The sequence below is a fragment of the Lactobacillus helsingborgensis genome, assembly GCF_000970855.1.
Lineage (GTDB): Bacteria > Bacillota > Bacilli > Lactobacillales > Lactobacillaceae > Lactobacillus > Lactobacillus helsingborgensis.
Window position 1 is genome coordinate 1 of the sequence record NZ_KQ034051.1, and the last position, 3,200, is coordinate 3,200.

Annotated in this window: 2 rRNA genes; both read right to left on the reverse strand. The window is 51.4% G+C overall.

Annotation, left to right across the window (positions count from 1 at the left end):
* Positions 1-117: ribosomal RNA gene (gene rrf / locus JF73_RS08680) — 5S ribosomal RNA — on the reverse strand.
* Positions 118-189: 72 nt separating this feature from the next.
* Positions 190-3,098, reverse strand: a 23S ribosomal RNA gene (locus JF73_RS08685).
* Between the last annotated feature and the right edge of the window lie 102 nt (positions 3,099-3,200).

A 3,200-nucleotide genomic window follows, 5' to 3' on the forward strand; every position in this document is an offset into this window, starting at 1 on the left:
GCACGGCAGCGTCCTACCCTCGCAGGCAGTCTCCCACCAACTACTCTCGGCGTGAAGAAGCTTAACTGCTGTGTTCGGCATGGTTACAGGTGTTTCCTTCTTGCTCTTGCCACCGTACTTTTTTCCTTTGAGCTTTTACACTCAAAACTAAATATAATCCGCTTGAAAAACCTTGACTGCTGCTAAGCTCTGGTCAAGTCCTCGACTGATTAGTACTGGTCCGCTCCAAGCCTCACGGCTCTTCCACTCCCAGCCTATCTACCTCTTAGTCTTTGAGGTGTCTTACTACTTTCGTATGGGAAATCTCATCTTGAGGGGGGCTTCGCACTTAGATGCTTTCAGCGCTTATCCCGACCATACTTAGCTACCCAGCGATGCCTTTGGCAAGACAACTGGTACACCAGCGGTATGTCCATCCCGGTCCTCTCGTACTAAGGACAGCTCCTCGCAAATTTCCTACGCCCACGACGGATAGGGACCGAACTGTCTCACGACGTTCTGAACCCAGCTCGCGTGCCGCTTTAATGGGCGAACAGCCCAACCCTTGGGACCGACTTCAGCCCCAGGATGCGACGAGCCGACATCGAGGTGCCAAACCTCCCCGTCGATGTGAACTCTTGGGGGAGATAAGCCTGTTATCCCCAGGGTAGCTTTTATCCGTTGAGTGATGGCCCTTCCATACGGTACCACCAGATCACTAAGCCCGACTTTCGTCCCTGCTCGAGTTGTCGCTCTCGCAGTCAAGCTCCCTTATACCTTTGCACTCTGTGAATGATTTCCAACCATTCTGAGGGAACCTTTGGGCGCCTCCGTTACACTTTAGGAGGCGACCGCCCCAGTCAAACTGCCCGTCTGACACTGTCCCATGCCTCGCTTAGAGGCCCTGGTTAGAGCAGCCATCAAACAAGGGTAGTATCCCAACATTGCCTCTGATAACACTGGCGTGCTATCTTCTCCGGCTCCTACCTATCCTGTACATGTTTAACAGCTGCCCAATATCAAATTGCAGTGAAGCTCCATGGGGTCTTTCCGTCCTGTCGCGGGTAACCCGCATCTTCACGGGTATTATAATTTCACCGAGTCTCTCGTTGAGACAGTGCCCAAATCATTACACCTTTCGTGCAGGTCGGAACTTACCCGACAAGGAATTTCGCTACCTTAGGACCGTTATAGTTACGGCCGCCGTTTACTGGGGCTTCAGTTCGCTGCTTCGCTTGCGCTAACAGCTCTCCTTAACCTTCCAGCACCGGGCAGGTGTCAGCCCCTATACGTCGTCTTACGACTTTGCAGAGACCTGTGTTTTTGATAAACAGTTGTTTGGGCCTATTCACTGCGGCTGGCTCTTACACCAGCACCCCTTCTCCCGAAGTTACGGGGCGATTTTGCCGAGTTCCTTAACGAGAGTTCTCTCGCTCACCTGAGTGTTCTCCACTCGACTACCTGTGTCGGTTTGCGGTACGGGTACGCAGCTTCTCACTAGAAGCTTTTCTTGGCAGTGTGACTCTTGGACCTTCGCTACTTTAATTTCGCTCCTCATCACGCCTTGTGCTTCTCGGATACAAGCATTTGACTCATATCCACACTTGACGCTTAAACATGGCTTCCAGCGCCATGCGTCCTTCGCCTCCTGCGTCCCTCCTTCGCTATTAACGAAGCTGCGCAGTACAGGAATCTCTACCTGTTCTCCATCGACTACGCCTTTCGGCCTTGCCTTAGGTCCCGACTTACCCTGGGCGGACGAGCCTGCCCCAGGAAACCTTAGTCTTTCGGCGGATAGGATTCTCACCTATCTTGCGCTACTCATACCGGCATTCTCACTTCTAAACGCTCCACTTATCTTCTCAGTTAAGCTTCGCCGCATTTAGAACGCTCTCCTACCACGTGCATTACTGCACATCCACAGTTTCGGTACTATGCTTAGCCCCGGTAAATTTTCGGCGCAGCGTCACTCGACTAGTGAGCTATTACGCACTCTTTTAATGGTGGCTGCTTCTAAGCCAACATCCTAGTTGTCTACGCAACTCCACATCCTTTTCCACTTAGCATAGATTTGGGGACCTTAACTGGTGATCTGGGCTGTTTCCCTTTCGACTACGGATCTTATCACTCGCAGTCTGACTCCAGTGCTTTGATATCTGGAATTCGCAGTTTATCTGAATTCAGTAACCCCTGACGGGCCCTTCGTCCAAACAGAGCTCTACCTCCATTATCATCCTCGCACCAGGCTAGCCCTAAAGCTATTTCGGAGAGAACCAGCTATCTCCAAGTTCGTTTGGAATTTCACCGCTACCCACAACTCATCCCCGCAATTTTTAACTTACGTGGGTTCGGTCCTCCAGTGCGCTTTACCGCACCTTCAACCTGGTCATGGGTAGGTCACTTGGTTTCGGGTCTACATCAACTAACTTCCGCGCCCTCTTCAGACTCGCTTTCGCTCCGGCTCCGTCTTTTCTGACTTAACCTCGCTAATTAACGTAACTCGCCGGTTCATTCTACAAAAGGCACGCCATCACCCCTTAATGGGCTTTGACTATTTGTAGGCACACGGTTTCAGGTTCTCTTTCACTCCCCTCCCGGGGTTCTTTTCACCTTTCCCTCACGGTACTGGTTCACTATCGGTCACAATGTAGTATTTAGCCTTGCGAGATGGTCCTCGCTGCTTCAATCGGGATTCCTCGTGTCCCGACCTACTCAGGATCCTGCTCAGCGCGCTCCGGATTTCGCTTACGGGGCTCTCACCCTCTCTGGCTTACCTTCCCAGATAATTCTGCTATCCTTTGCGCTGCCTTGTCGCAGTCCTACAACCCCAGATGATAAATCATCTGGTTTGGGCTCTTTCCGCTTCGCTCGCCGCTACTAGGGAAATCGATCTTTCTTTCTCTTCCTGCAGCTACTTAGATGTTTCAGTTCACTGCGTCTTGCCCCAACCGGCTATCTATTCACCGCTTGGTAATGCATCTGCATGCATTGGGTTCCCCCATTCGGATATCTCCGGATCGCTGCGTACTTACCGCTCCCCGAAGCCTTTCGTGGTTCGTCACGTCCTTCTTCGCCTCATTGTGCCCAGGCATTCACCGTGCGCCCTTCTTTACTTGACCTTACTCAAGATACTCTCTCGGTCGCTCTTTAGCAATCTGTTCTCTTTTGATTGTTTCTCGGTTTTTCTTGGATTATATTCAGTTTTCAATGTACTAACTCGT